The organism is Staphylococcus sp. IVB6240, from assembly GCF_025558425.1.
In the GTDB taxonomy this organism is placed as follows: domain Bacteria; phylum Bacillota; class Bacilli; order Staphylococcales; family Staphylococcaceae; genus Staphylococcus.
Window position 1 is genome coordinate 1,943,664 of the sequence record NZ_CP094718.1, and the last position, 24,058, is coordinate 1,967,721.

Here is a 24,058-nt window from a genome sequence, read left to right on the forward strand (position 1 = left end):
CTTCACAGCTCTCCAAAATTTGGAAATCAATTTTGTTCGCTGTTCTAGTTCTGTTCAACTCCTGAACGCTTCTTTTACATCTTCTTTTAACCTATATATTCATTTTTTGTGGCATACGATCCAACTATTAATACCATGGCATTCATCATTAATAATAGGACAATCACAATTGACCATGTATGCATCATATCGTATACAACACCGATTAAAAATGGTCCAATGGCTGCTACCCAATAACCAACTGATTGGCCAAATCCTGAGAGTGCCATGCTGACACGTGTCGTTTTTGTACGGATTGAGAACAGCGTCATACATAAGCTAAAACATGCCCCAATTCCCATACCTGTTAAAATCATTGCAAGAATTAATAACCAGTAGCTCTCTGTGAATAAAAGACTAAATCCAGCTCCCATTAATCCAACAATGATAAAAACAAGATTGCGTTGACTTTGCATTTTGGCTGCTATGATAGGAAATGTAAAAGTCATCGGCAACTGTGCAAACTGATTAAGCATTAAAAAATATCCTGCTGATTCTGGTGCAATCCCTTTACTAACCAAAATCGATGGATACCATGTCACCATACTAAAAAACATCATGGATTGAAATGCCATTAAAAGTGCAACGGCCCATGCTAATTTAGAACGATAAATTTTAAGAGCCTTTTGATCGCCTTCTGTGTCCATATCAACATCGTCTATACTGTCATTCGTTTTTCTCAATTGTGGCAACCATACTAAAATCGCACATATCGCTATTAATCCCCAAAATACCAATGAAAAACGATAAGATAATGGCGTCATTGTTGAAAATGGATAACTTAGTCCTCCACCTAAACCAGCACTGAAATTAATGGTCACACTGTAAATGCCAGTAATCAGACCAATCTGTAATGGGAAACGCCATTTACCGTATGCCGGCAATGTCACATTACTAAAAGCAATTGCAATTCCTATAATAACTGTACCAATAAAGAAAGAAAGGATGCCTCCGCTCACACGTACCACCAAACCTACGATCAAAAGTAATATCGCATAAAATAATACATGTGACATTGAAAATCGTGTTAACACCTTTGATACAATTGGTGAAACAATTCCAAATATAATTAATGGTATCGTTGTAATCAGACCTGCAATACCATTGTTAATATGTAAATCCTCTTTAATTTGATTGAGAATAGGACCAACAGCTGTCAAAGGTGCTCTAAGTGTGCCTGCTATTAAGACAATTCCAATAACAACCAGCCATTGGTCTTGGATACGTTTCCCTTTCAATTGGTTAGTCATTCATAAATCCTCCTACTATGATTTATGTTAATCTTATCATAATTAAACAAGAATTTTGTTGATAATCACCAAAATTAAATCGTTACCAACACATTATCAGTATCGTACTTGATTAAAGGGAATTCCCTATAAAATACACATTAAAAATACGCAACTTCACAATTTTGTCACAATAGAATTGTAAGTTATCACTTTCTGTATCCGTTTTCTTTCGATACAATAGGTCTATCTTACATAAAGGAGTCAATACAAGATGAAACAAAAACAAACACTTGGTATCGTCATTATTGTTGCGATGTTAGTGATCACAGCTGGCATTGTCATTGCAATTATGATGTCTACTCAAAAAGAAACATACTACGGCTACATGATGGATGATACAACAGCTGAAAAAATCGTCAATGCCTCAAATAATGAAGTCGAAGAAAATGTCACTTTAGAAACTGACGATCAGTTCAAACCACAAAAAGGCGACTTCGTTAAGTTGATTGCTAAAAAAGGAAGCGATCATGAATTCGTAAAACAAGAAGTTGTTGAACATGATGATATTCCACATGGTCTTATGATGAAGATTCATGATATGCACATGGATTCACATTCACATCATCACTAATTTTACATAAATAAACAAGCGCTGATACGTCAATCGGCGCTTGTTTATTTATATATACTTATGTAGGAATCACTATTTTTTTACCACTGAGAGAACAACAACCATTAAAATAATAAAAACGATACCTAATAATTGCCATGCTCCAAAAGAAACATTCAGCCAAACAACTGAAGTGAGGAGCGCAGTCAATGGTTCAATCGTGCCTAATAGACCCGCTTCGTGTGGGAATAAATAATGTAAACTGTCAATATAAAACCAGAACGCAAGCATTGTTCCAAAAATGATCGCAAACCAAAAGAGTAGATGTGTTTGCAGCGTCCAATCAGATAATGCAACTTGCCATGGCGGATGTACAAAGCTTAATGCAATAACGCCAATGAACATGCCCCATCCAACGACATTCAATGATCCCCAACGCGCTAAAAGTCGTACTGGATAGACAGTATAAAAAGCGAGTACTAACGCTGATAAAAGCCCCCAAATAATGGCAAGTTTAGGCACTTGTAAGTTCTCGATATGACCATTTGTCAGGAGTAAATATGTTCCTGATAATGCCAATAATATCGCTAATGCCTCTTTTACTCCAAATTTTGTGACTTTCGTCATGACTAAATAAAAAATAATAAAAATAGGCCCTAAATATTGTAGTAATGTCGCAACAGCTGCGTTACCATGACTAATTGACGACATAAATGTAAACTGTACAGCAAGCATCCCAAAAATACCATAGATAATCATCTGTATTGCTGCACGTTTATCCCACCATATGACGAAAACTTTAACGCCTTGTGTCATAAAGGCGATGATAATTAAGAGTAATCCAGAAATGGTAAGCCGTACTGCCACAAACCACGAGACTTCAAGATTGGCGTGTTGAAACAACCATTGAGAAACGGTACCACCAATCCCCCAAAATGAGGCCCCGATGATGACGATTAAATATCCAATCCAGCGTTTTTCATGTTGTTGTGTCATATGACTTCCCCTTATTCAACACTATTTCTCCTAATCTAACATGTTTCTTTTATCCGTCGCAATCCCTGTTTTGATGTGTAGCCATAGAAAAAACCTTACTGCGCTATACTTACACAGCATATCAGCAAGGTTTTTATCGAATATCATGTATTACCAAATAATGTTATCTACAACATCATCATTTAATGATTTTACGAATTCAACAACAAGTTTTACAGCTTGTTCATAGTCAGATTGACTCATTACAGACACGTTAGAGTGCATGTAACGAAGCGGTACTGATAATGCGATAGATGGAATACCATCTAATGATTTATGAATACTACCAGCATCTGTTCCGCCACCTGGTAAGGAATCCCATTGTAGTTCAATACCTTTTTCTTTCGCTACTTTTTTAATATGGCGAATCATACCAACATGTCCAATGTTACTTGCATCCATATTGATAACGAGTGGTCCATCGCCCAATTTTGTATCGCCATCATTCGTCATACCTGGCGTATCATATGCAACACCGACATCCACAGCAATGGCGAGGTCTGGCTTGATTTTATGTGCTGCAACTTGTGCACCACGTAAACCAACCTCTTCTTGTACATTCGCACCTGAAACGACATGAATATCTACAGATTCATCTTTTAATGCGCGTAAAACATCCACAGCTAATGCGCAACCATAACGGTTATCGAATGCTTTCGCTGTCATATAATCGTCATTTAACAATGTTTCAAACTCTGAATATGGTGTAATCATATCCCCAATATCGATACCTGCCGCTTCTACTTCTTCTTTACTACGTACCCCAATATCGATAAACATTTTCTTAATATCTACAGGCTTTTGACGTTCATCACTTTCAAGAACATGCGGTGGTTTTGAACCGATGATGCCTCGGATTTTTTTACCTTCTTCTGTTGTAATCGTTACTTTTTGTGACAGCATTACTTGATTCCACCATCCACCAATTGGCGTGAACTTAATAAAACCGTCATCATCAATTTTAGTAACGATGAAACCAATTTCATCTAAGTGTCCTGCGATCATTAGCGTGCGTTTCCCCTTTTGAGAAGCCTTCTTCCCAAACACACCACCTAGATTATCATAAATCATTTCATCACTATTTGGCTCAAGTAATTCTTTCATGGCTTTTTTCACATCATACTCATGTCCTGCAATGCCATCCAAATCTGTTAAGTGTTTTAATAATTTTTTTGTTTCTGACATAGTATATACACTCACCTTTATTCTCTTTCTATTCACCATCATACCAAAAGACACAATATTTTGTATATTCTTTGTTTATAAAATAAAAATCTTAGCAAAGAAATGTATCTAAAACATTACTCTGCCAAGATTTTTTATTTACTTCATTTTGTAATTTTCATCAAAGAAATTATATTTTGCTTTTTTATCATGCTTTTTCGTTTCAGTGTTAAATCCTTGTAAGAACAGGCCACGTTTTAAATGAATCGGCTGGGCAATATACGTATTTTTTGTGTCCCCTTCTAATGTCAGTTCTTTATAAAAAATACCTTTACGTGGATCATACTCTTCTTTTTCTTTAATAACCTTCTTATCCAAGTGTTGTTCTGTTAAATATTGGTCGATAAGCTTTAAGTTCTGGCTCTTTTGATATCCTTTATATCCAAAAAATCCTGCACCTACTAAAATGAACAGTACGATTGCAGCTAGTATAAAGCCTAGAATTTTTTTCGCCATATAACGCGCCTCCCAAATAGTCTATATGATATATCTTATCACAATTCGTCTATTTCTCATCATAAACCATACACCCCGTCACATAATCGTCAGAAAGCAACCTTTTCAAAAAAAGTTTGAATATCCAATAAGAAAACCCTTACAATAGAACTGCCGGCACTTTTTATGAAGGGAGATTTTATTATAGACGCAAATTGGCAAACACCCGAGGGACGCTCAGCTTTATTGAAACAACTTGTTGCACATTCAAGTGTGACACATTCAAAAGGAGAAACTACTTTTCCAGATTTTGTTCAAGATTTGCTGATGTCTCTTCCCTATTTTCAACAGCATCCAGAATACATACATCAAGTCCCTACTGTTGACGATCGCCATGCAGTAATTGCACGATACCATTCTGCAAAGGCTACGCAAACAGTCACTTTAATTAGTCACTTTGACACAGTCGGTATCGACGACTATGGCCCATATCAAAAATATGCTTTTGACATGGATCAACTTACTAAAACTTTCCAAGAAGACATGCGCTACTTAGATGATATGAGTAAGGAAGACCTATTATCTGGCCAATATCTATTTGGCAGAGGCGCTATGGATATGAAACCAGGCCTCATGCTCCATATGTCACTCATTGAACAAGCGATATTAGAAGAATGGGATGTCAATCTTATCTTGATGACAGTACCTGATGAAGAAGTGACATCTAAAGGTATGCATGCAGCTGTTGCATATTTGGATGAGCTATGTACACAACATGACTTATCCATTGCCTTACATTTAAACAGTGAACCAACATTCCAACAAGCACATCATGATACCAATCATTATCATTACACAGGTTCTATCGGTAAAATCATGCCAAGTGTCCTCGTTTATGGACGCGAAACACACGTGGGGACATCTGCAAATGGTCTAAGCTCTAACTTTATATTGAGTTATATTCAACAAGAAATAGAATACCACGCACGCTTTAAAGAACAATTTGAAATAGAGGAAACACCATTACCAGTGAGTCTGCGTGTGACAGATATTAAGCAACACTATGATGTTCAGACACCTTTCCGTTCTGTTGGGCTTTTCAATATGTTCTTATTCAAACGGCATGCGAATGAACTCTTTGAACAATTCAATGAAGCTGTTAAGCAAGGAATGAATAAAGCCATTTCAGAGTATCAACAACGCATTGCTGATACAGATGTTGAATCATTGAATATACAACTGATGACATATCACGACTTGTTACAATACGCTGTTCAGCAATATGGACAAGAAACGGTGGACCAACTCATTGATACACAGATTGCGACTGAAACAGAGCCACATTTACAATCAATTGCGATTGTAGATGCGATGATGAACTTATGTCGTGAGTTAGGACCAACTGTCGTGACGTTCTTTGCACCCCCTTATTATCCAGCGACAAACACATCGTATCATCCATTAACTGAAGCAATTAGCGAAACGATTGATACAACTTTACGCACACAGTTTGAACGTGCATCTAAACGCATCCACTACTTCAACGGAATTAGTGATTTAAGTTATGTCGCACCATCACCAAATGGGGCAGGATTTGAATCATATGAAGAGAATACACCGGTCTTCAATAAAACGTATTCTATTCCATTCCAGTCTATTGAAAAAATTCAAGCACCCTTGTTAAATTGTGGTCCTATTGGTAAAGACGCTCATAAAGTCACAGAACGCATTCATCAACAAAGTGCATTTGAAGAATTGCCGATTGTTTTATCAACAATTATTCAAAAACACTTTTTAAATTCATAAATTGAAAAAAGCACCGTATTTAACAAAATCTGTTAAATACGGTGCTTCTTAATTATTATTGAACACCTGCTGTTTTTTCGCGTTTAGATAAGTTGAACATTGTTAATAATGCTACAACACCGAAAATAGCAAGTAAGATAAATGCTAAGTTGCTGCTGCCTGTCATTGATGATACTGCTGAAATAACAAGTGGTGGGAAGAATCCGCCAAGACCACCCATCATTGACACGATACCATTTGCAACACCTGCTTCTTTTGAGAAGTAGTGTGGTACAAGTTTGAAGATAAGACCATTACCGATACCGGCACAAACACTGACTGTTAAACATCCAACTGTGAATAAGAAGATACCATCTGATAAACCAATGATTAAGGCGCCCACAATCATGATTGTGAAGAATGCTTTTAACATTGTAACCGCATCAAATTTATCTCCTAACATACCACCGATTGGACGAAGTAATGTTGCGATAGCGATGAATACACCTGTACGAATACCTGCGTCTACTTTGTCTACACCGAAATGTTCTACTAAGAAGTTCGGTAAGAAAAGACCGAATGCTACGAATGCACCGAATGTGATGAAGTACCAGAAGCTTAAATAGTACAATTTGTAGTTTTTCAATAAAATACGTGATTGTTCTACTAAAGGTACTTTTACTTTAGGCTCATTTCCGTCACCTAAGAAGAACATAATCAATGCAAATACAACCATCACTGCTAAATAGCTCATTACTGTGTTTTGCCAACCGATAATACCTGCAATTGGTGGTGCTAAGAATGCTGACACCGCTGTACCTAAGTTACCCATACCGTAAATACCATTTGCAAGACCGACTTTGTCTTTAGCGAAGTATTTAGGAATTGATGTAACACCTACTGAGAAGATCGCGCCCCCTACACCTAGGAAGAAACCAGCAAACATTAAGTTACCTGGCGTTGACGCTTGGCTTAATAAGAAAATTGGGACTAATAATACAACGAAACTTGTAAAGAATACCCATTTGGCACCCACGATATTTGTTAAATAACCGAATGGTACACGTAATACAGAACCTAAAATAACAGGGATGGCTAAGATAATTGATAATTGACCACTTGTTATTTCAATGTCCTGGGAAATAAATGGCATTAATGGCGCAATGATTGTCCATGCCATGAACCCAGCAACTAAGCTGAGCGTTTGAAGCCCTAACTGCAAACCAGCTTTTGACTTATCCATAATTGACTCACCTTTTTCTTTAATATATCTCTTGTATCAAAAAGAGTTTTGCTGCTTTTTGCTTTAGATACGCTTGTTCACTCTCAGTGTACCGTTATTGTGAAATGTATAACATAAGGACTTCCCCTATACTCTTAACGGGGTATCCCCTAACACAAAAATGACACAAATAAAAAAGCAATCTCGTTTGTGTAACCACAGACAAAATTGCTTTATATGACGCTTAAAAATCAAGCAGTTTCTTCTTCAATGCATATTCAACAAGTTCTGGTTTCGATTTTAAATCGAGTTTATCCATAATACGTGTCTTATGCGCTTCTACCGTTTTAACAGATACAAAAAGTTTTTCAGCAATATCCTTATTACCATACCCTTTCGCAATCAATGGTAAAATTTCAAGTTCTCGCTTAGAAAGTATCTTAAATGGATCATTGGAGTAAGCATCATCATTTGAAGACTGTACAAACTCTTTCACCAATGATGTTGTCATTTTAGGATCAATATAAGTTTGACCTTTATATACAGTTCTAATTGCTAATAAAAGTTGCTCATCTGGTGCATTTTTTAAAATATAACCACTCGCACCATTTCTTAAGACATGAAATAGATATTCTTCATCATCAAACATCGTGAGAATTAATATCTTTGTATTTGGAAAACTATCGAGTATCTTACTTGTTGCAATCAATCCAGACTCACCCGGTGGCATGCTCAAATCCATGATAAGTACGTCTGGCTCATGTTCCATGACTTTTTGGTACGCTTCAACCCCATCTGCAGCAGTTCCGACAACTTCCATATCTTCTTGGAAATTTAAAATCATCGAAAAGCCTGTACGTACTACCGCGTGATCATCTGCAATTACGATTTTCATGCTTGTTCCCCTCACTTTTGGTTAATTGGTACATCAAGTGACACAATCGTACCTTTACCTTTTTGTGTTTCAATATCTAGGTGCCCATTAACCAGTTCAGCACGTTCATTCATGCCATACAATCCAAGTCCTGAACCTTTTGGCGAATCACTTGGTTCAAAACCTTGTCCTTGATCGGATACTTCTGCGTATAACGTGTCTTCGGTTCTTCTAACGAATACATCCACTGAATCCACACCAGCATATTTCATGGCATTAAATACAGCTTCTTGTACGACACGATACACGACTGTTTCTATTTCACTATCAAAACGTTGTGGCATCATATCAAATTGATAGTTCACAACCAATCCATAGTTTAATTCAAGCTGTTTAAAATAAGACTTGAATGCCGCATCCAATCCAAGATCGTCTAATGAAGAGGGTCTGAGCTCTAAAGATAAGTTACGAATATCATCAATCAGCTTAGTCATTAAGCCCTCGATGTTTTTCGCACCATCGAGTAAAGAACCCATTTCTTGTTGATACTTCAAAAGACGCAACTCGACACTCACGTTGATGAGCTCTTGCACGACACCGTCATGCAATTCACGTGAGATACGTTTGCGTTCATTCTCTTGTGCTGCGATTGTCTTTTGAATCATGTTACGTTGGTATAATTTTTCTTGTCGTTGAATCTGTGGCGTCACATTTTGTAATGTGAAGGCTTTAATATCATTCTCTTCATCAATGGTTTGATACGTTGCAGTGAACGGCTCTACCTTGTTGTCAGTCGTCTTCATAAACACTTGGAAAGCTGTGTTCCCTAAGTCTTCAGATTTAAGGAAACAGTTATAACATGTCCGTAATGCATGTTCATTCGTATATCCTTCACAACGACCACAAATCGTATTAGATACCCCACTTAAGTCATTCTCTGGTGATATCACACGTTCAGCCGCTTCATTCATATAGATTACTTTTCCCTCACCATCTATAAAAATGATCATTTCTGATGTTTGATGATAATAAGCGCTTAAAAAAGATGAAAGTTCTTTTGTATTGTTTTGTTGTTTTATCATGATCGCACCACTCTATCCTCGCTTGTTAAGCCACCAATCCCGTTAATCTCTGAGACATTTCTCACGACTTTTGGGAGTGGAACATTATCACGTTGACCAAATAACAACACCCCTTTGACACGATGATTGTGCCAAAGCGGTATTGCAATCATTGAAGTGAGTTGTTCGCTTATCAAGATAGGATAATTGAACAGTGCAACTTGAATCTGTTCGTCATTTGCATCATGAATCATCATTGGTTTGCCCGTTTTCATAACGTTACCGGCAACACCTCGGCCATAGCGCAATTCGATGCGTTGATATCTTTCGTTCAAGTTACCTGACACGTATCTCCATTTGATTTTTGTGCCAACATGATCTTCAGTAGGTAGTGCGATTCCGGCAAAGTCAAATTGATATTTGTGACGTAATCTGTCTAACTCATCTTGATAATCATGTTGTGAAAAATCAATCTGGTTCACGGTCATCACTCCATATTAATTTTTGTGTTTACGATAAATGATATAACTACGGCTTGCATATGTCAACGGAACACTCCACACGTGAACAAGTCGTGTGAAAGGCCAACATGCCATAATAGAAAAGCCAAGTAATACGTGTAATTTGAATGCAAGTGGTACATCAACCATTAAGCTTGCATCTGGGCTAAGCATAAATAACCCTCTGAACCAGATTGAGATTGTTTGACGGTAATCAAAGTCTGGTACTGTTGCATTTGTAACTAATGTTGCGTAACAACCAACAAAGACAATCGTTAATAATAGAAAGTTTACAAAAATATCTGATGCTGAACTTAGACGGCGAACGTTTTGTTTCGTCACACGTCTTGCTGTTAATAGGAACATACCTATCAACGTGATTATACCAAAAATACTACCGATATAAACAGCACCAATGTGGTATAGATGATTGTTAACGCCAACACTTTCTAGCCAATGTGCTGGAATTAATAGCCCAACAACATGACCAAAGAATACTGGAATAATCCCTAAGTGGAACAAAAGACTACCCCACTTAAGCTGCTTCTTTTCGATAAATTCACTCGACTTTGCCGTCCATGAAAACTGATCAAACTTATAACGTGCAATGTGACCAATTACAAAGATGGCAAGGCAAAGGTATGGGAAGATAACCCATAAAAATTGATTAAACATGATGCTTCACCTCATCGTCTTTTACTATACAGCGCTTCAATGTTTCACGTAGACCACGAATTAAATGACTGTATGGATTTCCTTGTTCTTCTAATGTTTTCATGATTGGATATGTGCCATCCTCAATAATCATCACAAGCAGTTGCATGTTTTCTTGTGCACGACTATCTCCATCAATATTTGCCGCGTATAAAAATTCTAATATTAGTGGCAAATAATCTGAAAGTTCATTAGATGGCATCTCAAGGCCAAACATTTCGTATAAGACCTTGAGTTTTGCCAACATTTGACCACGCTCTTTTTGTGTTTCAAACTTGTTGAATGTCATATAGAGCGTTGTTTTTTCATTAAAGTCAAATGTATCCGTGTACAGTGATTGAATTTCTGACAAGCTTTTTTCATACATTAATTCACGATATTTCATAACATGCGTATACGCTGGATGTTCTTCATTAAAGACGTCTTCAAATGTTTTTGGGTGGAATGTTAACTTCTCCGGGAAACTTAATTGCTGACTCATAAATCCTAATGTGTCTTTATAATATTTCAGCATTTCAAGATTAATCACGGAAAATCCCTCCATAGAAACTTTCGTTGTAGATTTCTTGACCTGACTTGTCGCTTGCACCTACAGGTACGCCACAACCGTCACAGTTTGCACCGAAGTATTCACCACCGTAACCTTGTCCACCTTGAGCTGCGTAAGTGTCCATGTATTGTTCTTTATGAGATGTTGGAATTACGAAACGATCTTCGTGTTTTGCGATTGCAAGTAAACGATACATATCTTTCGCTTGACGTTCAGTTAAGCCAACACGTTCTAAGCGAGACATATCGAACTCACGACCTGTGTTTTCAGCACGCATGTAACTTCTCATCATTGCCATACGTTGTAATGATCCTTTCACAGCTGTTGTATCGCCTGCTGTGAATAACTCTGCTAAGTATTGAACTGGTAAACGCATTTCTTCGATTGCCGGGAAGATTGCGTCTGGGTTGTTCGCAGAGTTTTTACCTTCAAAGTAGTTCATGATTGGGCTAAGTGGTGGGCAGTACCAAACCATTGGCATTGTACGATATTCTGGGTGTAATGGGAATGCCAATTTGTATTCGATTGCCAATTTGTAGATTGGTGAGTTTTGTGCTGCTTCAATCCACTCTTGCGCAATACCATCTTTTTCAGCTTGTTCGATAACAGCTTCATCAAATGGGTTTAAGAATAATTCTAATTGTTTTTCGTATAAGTCTTGTTCGTTTTCAGTTGATGCTGCTTCTTGTACACGGTCAGCGTCATAAAGTAATACACCTAAGTAACGCATACGACCAGTACATGTTTCAGAACATACTGTTGGTAGACCAGCTTCAACACGTGGGAAACAGAAAGTACATTTTTCAGCTTTGTTTGTTTTCCAGTTGAAGTAAACTTTTTTGTATGGGCAACCAGTCATACAGTAGCGCCATCCACGACATGCGTCTTGGTCAACAAGTACGATACCGTCTTCATCACGTTTGTACATTGCACCTGATGGACATGATGCCACACAGCTTGGGTTCAAGCAGTGTTCACATAAACGTGGTAAGTACATCATGAATGTTTGGTCGAAGTTGAATTTGATTTCTTCTTCGATTTTTTGGATGTTAGGGTCTTGAGGACCAGTGATGTGACCACCAGCTAAGTCATCTTCCCAGTTTGGACCCCAGTCGATGTCCATACGTTCACCTGTCATTACTGAGTGTGCTTTCGCAACAGGTGTGTGTTCTGAGTCTTTCGCATTTGTTAAGTGCTCATAGTTGTATGTCCATGGCTCATAGTAATCTTTGATCACTGGCATATTTGGGTTGTAGAAAATTTTACCAAGGGCGATTTTGTTAATACGAGTCCCTGATTTCAATTCTAACTTACCGTTCTTGTTAAGTGTCCAACCACCTTTATAGTGCTCTTGGTCTTCCCAACGTTTTGGATAACCAATACCTGGTTTTGTTTCTACGTTGTTGAACCACATATATTCTGCACCTGGGCGGTTTGTCCATGTGCTCTTACATGTCACACTACATGTATGACATCCGATACATTTATCTAAGTTTAATACCATTGCTACTTGTGCTTTAATCTTCAAGCCAATCCACCTCTTTCATTTTTCTAACGGCAACGTATATGTCACGTTGGTTTCCGATTGGTCCGTAATAGTTAAATGAATAACTAATTTGTGCATAACCACCCATTAATTGTGTCGGTTTTAGGTGGATACGTGTTGGTGCGTTGTGTGAACCACCACGTGTACCAGAAATTTCAGATCCTGGTGTTTGAATATGCTTATCTTGTGCATGGTACATGAACATTGTGCCGCGTGGCATACGGTGTGATACAACCGCACGTGCTGTTACAACACCATTTCGGTTATAAACTTCTAACCAGTCGTTGTCATCAATGCCATGTTGTGCTGCATCTTCGTTTGAGATCCAAACTGTTGGACCACCACGGAATAATGTCAACATATGTTGGTTATCTTGATATGTTGAGTGGATGTTCCACTTACCGTGTGGTGTTAAGTAGCGTAATACAAGTGCATCAACGCCACCTTTTACTTCTTTATCTTTCGTACCAAATACCATTGGCGGTAATGTTGGTTTGTATACTGGTAATGCTTCACCGAACTGTTGGAATACCTCATGGTCAATGTAGTAACTTTGACGACCTGTCAATGTTCTAAATGGCACGAGACGTTCGATGTTTGTTGTGAATGGTGAGTAACGACGACCTTGTTTGTTAGAGCCTGGGAACACTGCAGTTGGAATAACTTCACGTGGTTGTGATGTGATATTCAAGAACGTAATCTTTTCTGATGCACGTTCTGCAGAAATATCTTTCAATTCCATACCTGTTTGTTGTTCGAGATCTTCGTATGATTTTTGTGATACGCGACCATTTGATGCAGATGATACGTTTAAGATAACGTCTGCTACTTTACGCGCAGTATCGATACGAGGTTTGTCGTTCTTAACTGTATCGTCTTCCCATTTACCAACCATGCTGCGTAACTCATCGTATTCTTCTTTAACTGAGAAGCTGACACCATGTGCACCAACTTTACCGTTCTCTAGTAATGGTCCTACTGAGATGAACTTGTCATGTACGTCTGTGTAAGTACGATCTACAACAGCAAATCCTGGCATTGTTTTACCTGGGATTGGTTCAACTTCACCTTTTGTCCAGTCTTTAATTTCACCATATGATAATGAGATTTCTTGTTTAGAGTCATGCGCTAATGGTGCTGTCACAACGTCTTTGTATGTTCCTGTTAAGTGGATACGTGACATATCTGAGAATGTTTTACTCAATGTCTTGAAGATATCCCAGTCAGAACGTGATTCCCATAATGGATCGATCGCTGGATTGAATGGGTGAATGAATGGGTGCATGTCAGTTGATGAAATGTCATGCTTTTCATACCAAGTTGCAGCTGGTAAGACAACGTCTGAGTACAATGGTGTTGCAGTCATACGGAAGTCTAAAGAAACAAGTAAGTCTAACTTACCAACTGTGTCTTCGCTCCATTCGATTTCTTCTGGTTTTTCTCTTTCGTTCGGTTCAGCCATTAATGCAGACTTCGTACCTAATAAGTGTTTCATGAAGTACTCTTGACCTTTAGCTGAACTTGAGATTAAGTTTGAACGCCATACGAATAATGATTTCGGATGGTTTTTACGTAAACCTGGGTTTTCAACCGCAAATTTCGTCTTACGTGATTTCACGTCTTCTAACGCACGAGCCAAGATCGCTTCGTTTGTAAATTCACCTGCGTCACGTGCTTCTTCACCCCATAATAAGCTGTTGCGATCGAATTGTGGGTATGATGATAACCATCCGTTACGCGCTGCAAGAACATTGTAGTCTGCAGGGTGTTGTAACTTGATGTTTTCTGCAAGTGGTGATGCAAGACGATCTACGCCAGATTCTTCATATTTCCATTGATCTGTTGCGAAGTAGAACCAGCTTGTACCGTTTTGTAAACGCGGTGGACCTTGCCAGTCTTTCGCGAATGCAATTGTGCTCCAACCTTCAATTGGACGACATTTTTCTTGTCCAACGTAGTGAGCCCAACCACCACCGTTAACACCTTGACAACCACATAACACAACAAGGTTAAGGATTGCACGATAAATCGTATCAGAGTTAAACCAGTGGTTGATACCTGCACCCATGATGATCATTGAGCGGCCGCCTGTATCAATTGCGTTTTGAGCAAATTCACGTGCAACTTGTGTTACAACGTCTGCTTTTACGCCTGTTACTTTTTCTTGCCATGCAGGTGTGTAGAATGATGCTGCATCTTCAAAGCCTTTAGCTTCTAATTCATGACCGAAACGTTTCACACCATATTGTGATGCCATTAAGTCATAAATTGTTGTAACAAGTGTTTCTTCTCCATTTGCCAATGTCATTTTACGCACTGGAATTGGACGTTCGAATACACCGTTACCTGCATTGTCGAAGTAAGGGAATTGAATTGTTGCAAGCGCATATTCACCTGTTGCTACTGTCATAGCTGGATCGATTTTTTCACCTTGTTCATTTTCTAACTTAAGGTTCCATTGCTTGCCTTCTTCCCAACGTTGACCCATTGTACCGTTTGGCACTTGAATTGTATCTGTTAACGTATCGAATACGACTGGTTTCCATTCACTGTTTTCAGAAGTGCTACCGAAGTCACTTGAACGTAAGAAACGACCAGCTTTGTAGCCATTCGCATCTTTATCCAAACGAATCACGAAAGGCATATCTGAATATTGTTTTGCATAGTTGATGAACATTTCAGATGGTTCATCTTCATAGAATTCTTGCATGATAACGTGTGTCATAGCTTGTGCGATCGCTGCGTCAGTACCAGGGTTTGGCGCTAACCAGTTATCCGCAAACTTAACGTTTTCTGCATAGTCAGGTGCTACTGAAACAACTTTTGCACCTTTATAACGAACTTCTGTCATGAAGTGGGCATCTGGTGTACGTGTTAATGGTACGTTAGAACCCCACATCATAATGTATGCTGCATTATACCAGTCACTTGATTCTGGTACGTCTGTTTGTTCACCCCAGATTTGTGGAGATGCTGGTGGTAAATCCGCATACCAGTCGTAGAAACTTAACATTTCTCCACCAAGTAATGAGATGAAACGTGCACCAGCTGCATAACTGATCATAGACATCGCTGGAATTGGTGTGAATCCTGCGATACGGTCTGGACCATCTTTCTTAATTGTGTAGATTAATTGTGCTGAAATAAGTTGCGCTACGTCTCTCCAGTTTGCACGCACATGGCCACCTTTACCACGTGCTGATTTATAAATACGTGTTTTCTTCTCATCTTCAACGATAGACGCCCATGCTTTAATCGGATCTTCATGTTCACTTAATGCTTGTTTCCATAGTTCCCATAATTTACCTCTTACGTATGGATATTTAATACGTAGTGGGCTGTATTCATACCATGAGAACGACGCACCACGTGGACAGCCACGAGGTTCGAATTCTGGCATATCTGGTCCACAACTTGGATAGTCAATTTGTTGGTTCTCCCAAGTGATGACACCATTCTTTACAAACACTTTCCATGAGCATGATCCCGTACAGTTAACACCATGTGTTGTACGTACGACTTTGTCATGACTCCATCTTTCTCTGTACATCTTTTCCCATTCACGGCTTTTGTGTTCCAAAACTGACCAATTACCATTGAACTTTTCAGTCGGCTTAAAAAAGTTTAATCCAAATTTTGCCATATTCATCCTCCTCAATAGACATAGGCTTTCCTTATTATGTCCATTGTACCTTTGCTATTTTTTTCACGATACTAGGGAATTACCTATTTCTATTTCTGTTTTCCCTAGTTGTTTATTTTTTCACAAACTCTTGTATCCCTTGCTACGCCTAGTTGATAATGTTTCTCACTTTGCGCTTGAATTGTGAAAATGGACAGCAACCTCTCTTCAAGAAGTACTGTCCATTTATTATTTGTTGTTGAAATTGATATTACATTGCTTGTTTACGTCTCATCATATACAAGCCTGCACCGATACATAAGTATCCAAATGCAAGTGTTCCTCCTGAAGTATTACCTGTGTGAGGTAACATGTCTTCATGATGACTTTGTGCCATATTTTGCATCTCTACAGATTGTCCTGTCATTGGTACTACATTCTGATGTGATAACTCAGCTGACTTAGTTGATGTCATCATTGTTTCTGTTGATGTTTTCATCATGTTGTCACCATTGTTTCCAACAGCAACGTTACCATTTTCCCCCGTAGCAGCCGGTTGTTTCGATGGCGTTGGGAATGGTACTACTTTACCTGGTATTGTTGGTTTAGATGCTTGTGTTGAATCACTTGGTTTAACCGTTCCAGGTTGTGTTGGTGTTGCATCCGGTTGTCCCATAATCATACGTTGTGGTTCCGTTGTATCATATTGTAATAAGTCAGCTGTTTTTAAGTAATCTGCCATAACCTTATCTAGTGATACACCTTCTTCACGTGGGCCACCAAACATATCAAAACCATCGCCACCTGATGCTGTAAAGTCGTTCGTTGCCACGTTGTACACGCATTTTAAATCAAGTGGTTCATATTGACCTGTCTTTTTATTTAACACTTGTACTTCATTTACACGTTGTCCAGGTTCTTTGTTGATATCGTAGTAAACACGAACACTATTCGAAATCTGCAATAAACCACCATTGGCTGTAAATTGTGTTTTACCGTCAACCGTTTGTGTTGGTGCGCTCAAGCTATGTTCAAATGCTTTTAATACATTGTCACCTGTCACTTTGATTTGAGCAATTGTGTTACCAAATGGCAATACTGTAATGATATCACTCAATTTCACTGTACCTGGTGCGATAGAGGCACGAATACCACCTGAATTTGTCACAGCGAAGTCTGATGGTGTACTGAAACCGTGCTGACCATATGCTTCCATTGCATCTGCTACTGCATTACCTAGGTTCGTTTCTTGTGTACGCACATCATCACGTTCACCTTTGAAATCTACCTTATTATTTGGAATAATCACTTCAGAAGTCGCTTCTAAATATTCAGCATTTGCTTTATCTAACTGCGCCTTCAATGCAGCATTCGGTGTTACATCTGCTACATCTTTCACATTGATCAATGTCGCTTTCACGTTGCTTAATTGACCCTTTTCAACATCAAATGTCACTTTACCTACATTTGCTAAAGCTGTTCCAGTTTGCGCTAATGCATCTTTACCAAATGTTTGGCCCTGTTCCAATACCGTATGCGAATGACCATCAATCACAATCATTGGATGTTTGAATTCTTTCATCGCACTTAATTGTTCTGTTAAGTAATCACCACGTATCTTTTGTTGTGTCGATGGATCAATACCTAAATGTGATAGTACTAAGAAAGCATCTACTTGATCATTCAACTTTGTCATTTCACGTTTTACCGCTTCCAGTGAATCTGAAAATGATACACAGACAATCCCCTCTGGACTCGTTTTTGTCGCAGTTTCAGGTGTTGTCACGCCAATAATCCCGTAATTCAAACCGTTTTTATTCACGACGGTTGAAGGCTTAAACGCTAAATTGCCATCTTTGTAAACATTGGCACTCAATAATGGGAAGTTCAAAATACCTTCTAACTTCTTCAGTTGGTCATATCCAAAGTCAAACTCATGATTTCCAACCGCCATTGCATCATAACCCACTTTATTCATCGCTTTCGCCATTTCTTCGCCTTTTGACAAGTTAGAAACTGGCAATCCTTGGAATGCATCACCTGCATCCACCATTAAGTCGGGTTGTTGCTGTTCCTTCAGTGTTTTCAACTTTGCCATTCCAATGACACGGTCATTCTCTTCAATCATACGGCCATGAATATCGTTCGTATGTAAGATCGTATGTGTCTTTGGTTGTGCTGCTTGCTGTTTATCAGCATCTTGATTCGCTACTGATTCTTGCATTGCCTGTTGCTGTTCATTCTTAGCTGTCGATTCAACGACCGCTTCAGGTTGTGCATCTGTCGTCGCAACATCCTCCACAGCTTGATCCTGTTGCTCTGTCACAGCATCATGATTAGACATGTCACCATTCGTCACGTCAGTGGATGTGGATTGATCATCAACTGTTGGTGTTACATTCTCTGCTGTATCCCCAACCATTTCGACTGCTTGGTTCGATTCAGAATCTGTCACACCTGTTGTTTCTGCATGAACCGTATTCAGTGTGAAAATACCGCAAAAACCTAGGATCAACGTAAATGCTGCGATCCATCGAAAAACTGTTTGCTTCATTTGGACCCTCCTTTTTAATTGAGACTTACACCTCTATCGTAGCACAAACAAATTAAGTATTTTATTAATTTTCTAATAATTTTATTAACAAATTCCAAAAATTGTAAGCGTTACAAAAAAACATCGCACAGCGAGAGAATTTGTCAATTCATCCCTTGTACGATGCTTATTAGTTATTATTCAATGACTTGTTCTGATGTGAAGTCATAATTTTCGAGCCATGCTGTCATAATTTCATGTTGGCTTGGATGTAACTCTGACACTTCACGGTCATCAATTAATGCCGCACCACCTTTTTCAAAAATATCATATGCGACATCAATACAACGTGTGCGTTCTCCAGTTAATAAGACCATTTCTGGTTCCATATTTTCTTCTGGTTTAATTTCTTCAACATCACGTACTACTTCACCAACAATCGTCACACCAGGCCCTGGACGTTCTGGCAATTGTGCAATCTTCTCAGCGATTGTTGTCACAGTACCACCAATCACTTGTTGGTTTGGACGTGTCGCATTGAAAATGACGGCTACTGGGTAATCAATGCCCACTTTCGTCATAATTTCATCCATTAATAATGGTAGGCGCTTAACACCCATATAGATTGCTAAAGTACCACCATTTTCAAGTGTGGTAATATCAATTTCATTTTCAACATCATCTTTAAAATGACCCGTTGTAAATGTAATGTTTGTTGATACTTGTCGTTCTGTTAAACCACGACCCAATTGACTGATAGCGGCACTGGCTGCTGTAATACCGGGTATGATTTCAAAATCAATCCCATGTTCACGAAGTGTATCAACTTCTTCAGTTACACGACCAAAAATCGCAGGATCGCCACCTTTTAAACGAACAACACGTTGATAGTCATGTGCTTTTTCAACAAGTAACTCATTGATGCGTTCTTGTTTGATGTAACGTGTGTAAGGTGTTTTACCAACATGAATCCATTCTGCATCTGGACGTGACAGTTGCAAGATAAATGGATGTACGAGCTGATCATACAAAATGACGTCTGCTTGTTGGATACATCTTTCCGCTTTTTTAGAAAGCAGGCACGGATTACCCGGACCTGCTCCTACTAAATACACTTTTGAGGGGTTGCCTGTTACAGACATAAATATACCTCATCATCGATAATTTCTACTTCATATGTTTCAACGCAGCCTTCATCTGGCTCTTGAACTTCACCAGTATTCAAATCAATTTTTTGATCGTGAAGTGGACAGAAGACATAATGACCGCTGACTGTCCCTTCAGATAATGGCCCTTGTTTATGTGGACAAACGTTGTTAATTGCTTTAAGTTCGCCATCTTCCGTTAAGAATAATCCGATTTGTTTGTCTCCAACAATGACTTTCTTACCAATTAATGGTTCAATTTCTGACATGTGTGCCACTTTTACTTTTTCTGCCATTTGTCTTACACCTTCTCCACTTCGAAAATTTTACGTTTCATATCATCACTTGTAATATCGTTCCATGGTTCTTCAGGAATTGCTGCTTTCGCTTCCATGATACGGTTATACAGTTCTTCTTGTTTTTCTGGGTCTAATACAACTGATTTCACTTGATCAAAGCCCATGCGTTTTAACCATGGTGCTGTACGTTCTGCATAAACACCTGTTTCACGGTAGTACTGCATGTATGCACCACATAATTTGATTACTTCGTCTTCTGTTTCTACTGTTGTTAAGAATTCAGCTTTCACAACATCTGTACCACCGTTACCACCAACGTAGATTTGGAAGCCATTTTCAACACCGATGATACCGAAGTCTTTTACGCCTGATTCTACACAGCTACGTGGACATCCAGATACACCCATTTTGAATTTGTGTGGTGTGTCGATGTATTCGAATGTTTCTTCAAGACGAATACCAAGTTTTGTAGTATATTGCGTACCGAAACGGCAGAACTCTTTACCTACACAGCTCTTAACTGAACGTGTTTTCTTCGCATAAGCAGATGCTGAGCGCATGCCTAGATCTTCCCATACTTGTGGTAATTCTTCTTTTTTAACACCGTATAAACCGATACGTTGTGAACCTGTTACTTTAACAAGTGGTACATCATATTTCTTAGCCACTTCACCAAGACGGATTAATTGATCCGCATCTGTTACACCTGCACGCATTTGTGGGATAACAGAGAATGTACCATCGTTTTGGATATTCGCATGGTAACGTTCGTTGGCAAAACGTGATGCTCTTTCATCTTCATGATCATGTGGATATACCATGTTTAAGTAGTAGTTGATTGCCGGACGACACTTCGGACAACCGCCTTTGTTTTTAAAGTCTAATACGTGACGTACTTCTTTAGATGTTTTTAGACCTTTTGCACGGATTTGCGTAACGATTTGGTCACGTGATAAGTCTGTACATTCACAAATACCTGTTGGACCACTTTCAACAAAGTCTCCACCTAATGTATGCTCTAATAACTCACCGATTTGACCTTTACATTTACCACAAGAGTTACCTGCTTTTGTCACTCTTGTTACGTCTGCAACTGATGTTAAGCCATGTTCTTTAATCGCGTTAACGATCACACCTTTAGAGATACCGTTACAACCACAGATTGTTTCGTCATCATCCATGTCAGCAACACTAATCGCATCTACTTCACCTGCTTTATGCAAGATAGATACAAGTGTGTATTCGTCGATTGTATCGCCTTTCTTCATCATATTGTAGAAACGGTTACCTTCTTCTGTATCACCGTAAAGGACCGCACCCACAATTTTTTTATCTTGAACAAAGATTTTTTTGTAAATGTTATCTACACCGTTAAATGTTTCGATACCACGTACATCTTCATTTTCAGTAATGCGACCTGCACTGAATAAGTCACAACCTGATACTTTTAATGATGTGAATGTTGTAGAACCTTGGTAACCTTCTGTTGGTTGACCCGTAATGTGGTCTGCCAATACTTTACCTTGGTCATAAAGTGGCGCAACAAGACCGTATACTTTAGAACGGTGTTCCGCACATTCCCCAACTGCATAAATGTTAGGGTCGCTTGTTTTCATGAAGTCATCTACTACGATACCGCGACCAATTTCTAGGCCAGCTGCACGTGCTTCTTTCGTTACTGGACGGATACCTACAGCCATTACAACCATATCTGCATCTAATACACGACCATCTGATAAACGAATACCTTCTACATGACTTTCACCAATGATTTCTTGAGTGTTTGCTTGTAATTCAAACTTGATACCTTGTTTTTCAAGGTCCGCTTTCAATAAACCACCCGCTTTACGGTCTAATTGTACTTCCATTAACCATTCTGCTAAATGTACAACGGTTACGTCCATACCTTGATCCACAAGACCACGCGCACATTCTAGACCTAACAAGCCACCACCGATAACGATTGCTTTTTTCTTCGTTTTCGCTGTTTCAAGCATTTTTTCTGTATCATCAATTGTACGGAAACCAACAACACCATCTAAACGTGAACCGTCGATTGGTAAAATGAATGAATCAGAACCTGTTGCGATGATCATTTGATCGTATCCAACAACGCGACCGCTTTCTGTTTCAACATTTTGTTCTTCACGGTTGATTTTAATCACTTTATCTCCTGTGATTAATTGAATGTTGCGCTCTTCATACCATTCATATGGGTTCATGATTGTCTCTTCGACTGTCATTTTGTTTTGTAAGATGTTTGATAACATAATACGGTTGTAGTTTGGATATGGTTCTTTACCGATAATTGTAATATCAAACTTATCTGGATCACGTTCCAAGATTTCTTCAATTGTACGGACCCCCGCCATACCGTTACCAATCATTAATAATTTCGTTTTACTCATGGATATCCTCCTCTAACGTTTGTAAATATGCCTTTATTTTCCTTGCGTATGCCTGCGTCTTTCGAATGGACTGCCCTGACGAACTGATACTAATCGTCATATCATCATGTCTGACATTCAAAGTATTGAAAAAGTCCGACTGGTGTCTGTCTCCCGTATGATTCACCCATTGATGATCTGTCGCATCACGAACCACACGATCATTGACGTCAGCACGGTCTGTCGCAATGATGATTAAATCTGCCTCTGCAATGTCACCCGTTTCATATTCTTTTTGTAATAATCTAATCGTTGCTGGCCATTGCGTAGAAGTAAACCCTTCATAAAATTGTGGACTGATCACATCAATCCGACACGCTTCATCGATTAATCCTTGGAACTTTCTCCATGCGATCTTCCCCCCGCCAACTATCACCACGTGTTTATTACACAAGTTCAGCTGTATTGGATACATGACGTGCCTCCTCACAAGATGCGATACGCGCTAAAATAATCGTTTTTAATACTGGGTCAAAGTTAATTGCAGTCGTGTATACAATTTCTGTTGGTAACATCATTTCCGAGATTCGTCGCTTTGTTTTATTGACGAGATAACCGTCGTAAAAGAAAAATGGAATGATGAGCAACTTATCATACTGTTCTGCGAGTGGTAGCAATGTATTTTTGAACTTCAACTTACCGTAGACCATACTTGGATAGCACTGAAACTGATCATTCGAATGTTGTTTCGCCAATCGTGTCAGCGCCACATCAGGTTCATCAAAACGTGCATTGCCATGCGCTAAAATCACAACACCTGTTGTATGATCAATCTCATGTTCATAGCGGGATAACTGTTTTGATATCCACTCTGTCATTGCTGGATGTGTTCCAAGTGGTTCTGCTAACATAAACTGTACTTGCGGATATTGATCTGTCCACACCTTCATTTGATCTGCAATATTTTCATAATAGTGTGATGCTGTAAAAAGTAGCAACGGAACCAAATTCACTGCTTGATACCCTTGTCGCACTGTTGCCGCTACAACTGTTTCTAAAGATCGCTCTTCAGATTCCAAAAATGCCACATCATAATCAATTGAAGTATGGTCAAACAAGTCATGCACAAATTGTTCTAGTATTTCATTCAACTTACCTTTACGCATACCGTGTACAATTAAAATCGTTTTCTGCAACTGCTTCACCCCCTCCCTTATATTGTAATATAATTCACATACATTTTGT

The 24,058-nt window shown here is 38.8% G+C and carries 20 protein-coding genes; 2 read left to right on the plus strand and 18 right to left on the minus strand.

Translation table 11 applies throughout. The annotated features are described in order from the left end of the window. Window positions 1-86 precede the first annotated feature (86 nt). Window positions 87-1,289, minus strand: coding sequence for a CynX/NimT family MFS transporter (locus MUA88_RS09760; protein ID WP_262605487.1), 1,203 nt, complete (start codon window positions 1,287-1,289; stop codon window positions 87-89). 253 nt (window positions 1,290-1,542) lie between these two features. On the opposite strand from MUA88_RS09760, the gene MUA88_RS09765 reads away from it, so the two are divergent. After that, the gene (locus MUA88_RS09765) at window positions 1,543-1,902 is read left to right on the plus strand and encodes a DUF4889 domain-containing protein (RefSeq protein WP_262603963.1); all 360 of its coding nucleotides are present in this window, start codon (window positions 1,543-1,545) and stop codon (window positions 1,900-1,902) included. Between the two features lie 72 nt (window positions 1,903-1,974). Here MUA88_RS09765 and MUA88_RS09770 read toward each other — a convergent pair whose 3' ends face one another. The 3 genes from MUA88_RS09770 to MUA88_RS09780 all read right to left on the minus strand — a co-directional run bounded on the left by MUA88_RS09770 (window position 1,975) and on the right by MUA88_RS09780 (window position 4,596). After that, entirely contained in the window at window positions 1,975-2,877 is a 903-nt protein-coding gene (locus MUA88_RS09770; RefSeq protein ID WP_262605488.1) for an EamA family transporter, read from the minus strand. A 150-nt stretch (window positions 2,878-3,027) separates the two neighbouring features. Beyond that, a complete protein-coding gene (locus tag MUA88_RS09775; RefSeq protein WP_262603965.1) occupies window positions 3,028-4,101 on the minus strand; it encodes a M42 family metallopeptidase in 1,074 nt (357 codons plus the stop codon). A 138-nt stretch (window positions 4,102-4,239) separates the two neighbouring features. After that, entirely contained in the window at window positions 4,240-4,596 is a 357-nt protein-coding gene (locus MUA88_RS09780) for a DUF3139 domain-containing protein (RefSeq protein ID WP_262603966.1), read from the minus strand. A gap of 165 nt (window positions 4,597-4,761) precedes the next feature. On the opposite strand from MUA88_RS09780, the gene MUA88_RS09785 reads away from it, so the two are divergent. Then, entirely contained in the window at window positions 4,762-6,381 is a 1,620-nt protein-coding gene (locus MUA88_RS09785) for a M20/M25/M40 family metallo-hydrolase (protein ID WP_262605489.1), read from the plus strand. A 55-nt stretch (window positions 6,382-6,436) separates the two neighbouring features. On the opposite strand, the gene MUA88_RS09790 is transcribed toward MUA88_RS09785, so the two are convergent. The 14 genes from MUA88_RS09790 to MUA88_RS09855 form a co-directional block, all read right to left on the minus strand. Further along, a complete protein-coding gene (locus MUA88_RS09790) occupies window positions 6,437-7,603 on the minus strand; it encodes a nitrate/nitrite transporter (RefSeq protein WP_262603968.1) in 1,167 nt (388 codons plus the stop codon). Between the two features lie 223 nt (window positions 7,604-7,826). Beyond that, window positions 7,827-8,477, minus strand: coding sequence for a nitrate respiration regulation response regulator NreC (nreC, locus tag MUA88_RS09795; RefSeq protein WP_262605490.1), 651 nt, complete (start codon window positions 8,475-8,477; stop codon window positions 7,827-7,829). 11 nt (window positions 8,478-8,488) lie between these two features. Next, window positions 8,489-9,538, minus strand: coding sequence for a sensor histidine kinase (locus tag MUA88_RS09800; RefSeq protein WP_262605491.1), 1,050 nt, complete (start codon window positions 9,536-9,538; stop codon window positions 8,489-8,491). Then, window positions 9,535-9,999, minus strand: coding sequence for a nitrate respiration regulation accessory nitrate sensor NreA (gene nreA, locus MUA88_RS09805; protein WP_262603970.1), 465 nt, complete (start codon window positions 9,997-9,999; stop codon window positions 9,535-9,537). Before nreA ends, MUA88_RS09800 begins: the two co-directional genes overlap by 4 nt. 15 nt (window positions 10,000-10,014) lie before the next feature. Continuing rightward, window positions 10,015-10,692, minus strand: coding sequence for a respiratory nitrate reductase subunit gamma (gene narI / locus MUA88_RS09810; RefSeq protein ID WP_262603971.1), 678 nt, complete (start codon window positions 10,690-10,692; stop codon window positions 10,015-10,017). Beyond that, window positions 10,685-11,260, minus strand: a complete 576-nt coding sequence (gene narJ / locus MUA88_RS09815; protein WP_262603972.1) for a nitrate reductase molybdenum cofactor assembly chaperone — start codon at window positions 11,258-11,260, stop codon at window positions 10,685-10,687. Before narJ ends, narI begins: the two co-directional genes overlap by 8 nt. Beyond that, entirely contained in the window at window positions 11,253-12,809 is a 1,557-nt protein-coding gene (gene narH, locus MUA88_RS09820; RefSeq protein WP_262603973.1) for a nitrate reductase subunit beta, read from the minus strand. The genes narJ and narH overlap by 8 nt, the downstream gene beginning before the upstream one ends. Continuing rightward, complete coding sequence (locus tag MUA88_RS09825) at window positions 12,799-16,470, minus strand: nitrate reductase subunit alpha (protein WP_262605492.1); 3,672 nt, start codon at window positions 16,468-16,470, stop codon at window positions 12,799-12,801. Before MUA88_RS09825 ends, narH begins: the two co-directional genes overlap by 11 nt. Window positions 16,471-16,720: 250 nt before the next feature. Next, window positions 16,721-19,003: a 5'-nucleotidase C-terminal domain-containing protein gene (locus MUA88_RS09830; RefSeq protein ID WP_276580968.1), complete on the minus strand. Its 2,283-nt coding sequence runs from the start codon at window positions 19,001-19,003 to the stop codon at window positions 16,721-16,723. A 176-nt stretch (window positions 19,004-19,179) separates the two neighbouring features. Then, window positions 19,180-20,124, minus strand: a complete 945-nt coding sequence (cobA, locus tag MUA88_RS09835; protein ID WP_262603975.1) for a uroporphyrinogen-III C-methyltransferase — start codon at window positions 20,122-20,124, stop codon at window positions 19,180-19,182. Continuing rightward, window positions 20,115-20,423, minus strand: a complete 309-nt coding sequence (nirD, locus tag MUA88_RS09840; protein WP_095117799.1) for a nitrite reductase small subunit NirD — start codon at window positions 20,421-20,423, stop codon at window positions 20,115-20,117. Before nirD ends, cobA begins: the two co-directional genes overlap by 10 nt. Window positions 20,424-20,428: 5 nt before the next feature. After that, window positions 20,429-22,834 (minus strand): nitrite reductase large subunit NirB, encoded by a 2,406-nt coding sequence (gene nirB, locus MUA88_RS09845; RefSeq protein WP_262603976.1) that lies wholly within the window; start codon window positions 22,832-22,834, stop codon window positions 20,429-20,431. Then, window positions 22,827-23,288 (minus strand): precorrin-2 dehydrogenase/sirohydrochlorin ferrochelatase family protein, encoded by a 462-nt coding sequence (locus tag MUA88_RS09850; RefSeq protein WP_262603977.1) that lies wholly within the window; start codon window positions 23,286-23,288, stop codon window positions 22,827-22,829. Before MUA88_RS09850 ends, nirB begins: the two co-directional genes overlap by 8 nt. Continuing rightward, complete coding sequence (locus MUA88_RS09855; protein WP_262605493.1) at window positions 23,260-24,009, minus strand: sirohydrochlorin chelatase; 750 nt, start codon at window positions 24,007-24,009, stop codon at window positions 23,260-23,262. Before MUA88_RS09855 ends, MUA88_RS09850 begins: the two co-directional genes overlap by 29 nt. Window positions 24,010-24,058 lie beyond the last annotated feature (49 nt).

What these genes read in the sequence shown, in the direction of transcription:
- MUA88_RS09760 (WP_262605487.1), bottom strand. Translation starts at nt 1,289, where the DNA reads ATGACTAACCAATTGAAAGGGAAACGTATCCAAGACCAATGGCTGGTT.
- MUA88_RS09765 (WP_262603963.1), top strand. Translation starts at nt 1,543, where the DNA reads ATGAAACAAAAACAAACACTTGGTATCGTCATTATTGTTGCGATGTTA.
- MUA88_RS09770 (WP_262605488.1), bottom strand. Translation starts at nt 2,877, where the DNA reads ATGACACAACAACATGAAAAACGCTGGATTGGATATTTAATCGTCATC.
- MUA88_RS09775 (WP_262603965.1), bottom strand. Translation starts at nt 4,101, where the DNA reads ATGTCAGAAACAAAAAAATTATTAAAACACTTAACAGATTTGGATGGC.
- MUA88_RS09780 (WP_262603966.1), bottom strand. Translation starts at nt 4,596, where the DNA reads ATGGCGAAAAAAATTCTAGGCTTTATACTAGCTGCAATCGTACTGTTC.
- MUA88_RS09785 (WP_262605489.1), top strand. Translation starts at nt 4,762, where the DNA reads ATGAAGGGAGATTTTATTATAGACGCAAATTGGCAAACACCCGAGGGA.
- MUA88_RS09790 (WP_262603968.1), bottom strand. Translation starts at nt 7,603, where the DNA reads ATGGATAAGTCAAAAGCTGGTTTGCAGTTAGGGCTTCAAACGCTCAGC.
- nreC (WP_262605490.1), bottom strand. Translation starts at nt 8,477, where the DNA reads ATGAAAATCGTAATTGCAGATGATCACGCGGTAGTACGTACAGGCTTT.
- MUA88_RS09800 (WP_262605491.1), bottom strand. Translation starts at nt 9,538, where the DNA reads ATGATAAAACAACAAAACAATACAAAAGAACTTTCATCTTTTTTAAGC.
- narI (WP_262603971.1), bottom strand. Translation starts at nt 10,692, where the DNA reads ATGTTTAATCAATTTTTATGGGTTATCTTCCCATACCTTTGCCTTGCC.
- MUA88_RS09825 (WP_262605492.1), bottom strand. Translation starts at nt 16,470, where the DNA reads ATGGCAAAATTTGGATTAAACTTTTTTAAGCCGACTGAAAAGTTCAAT.
- MUA88_RS09830 (WP_276580968.1), bottom strand. Translation starts at nt 19,003, where the DNA reads ATGAAGCAAACAGTTTTTCGATGGATCGCAGCATTTACGTTGATCCTA.
- cobA (WP_262603975.1), bottom strand. Translation starts at nt 20,124, where the DNA reads ATGTCTGTAACAGGCAACCCCTCAAAAGTGTATTTAGTAGGAGCAGGT.
- nirD (WP_095117799.1), bottom strand. Translation starts at nt 20,423, where the DNA reads ATGGCAGAAAAAGTAAAAGTGGCACACATGTCAGAAATTGAACCATTA.
- nirB (WP_262603976.1), bottom strand. Translation starts at nt 22,834, where the DNA reads ATGAGTAAAACGAAATTATTAATGATTGGTAACGGTATGGCGGGGGTC.
- MUA88_RS09850 (WP_262603977.1), bottom strand. Translation starts at nt 23,288, where the DNA reads ATGTATCCAATACAGCTGAACTTGTGTAATAAACACGTGGTGATAGTT.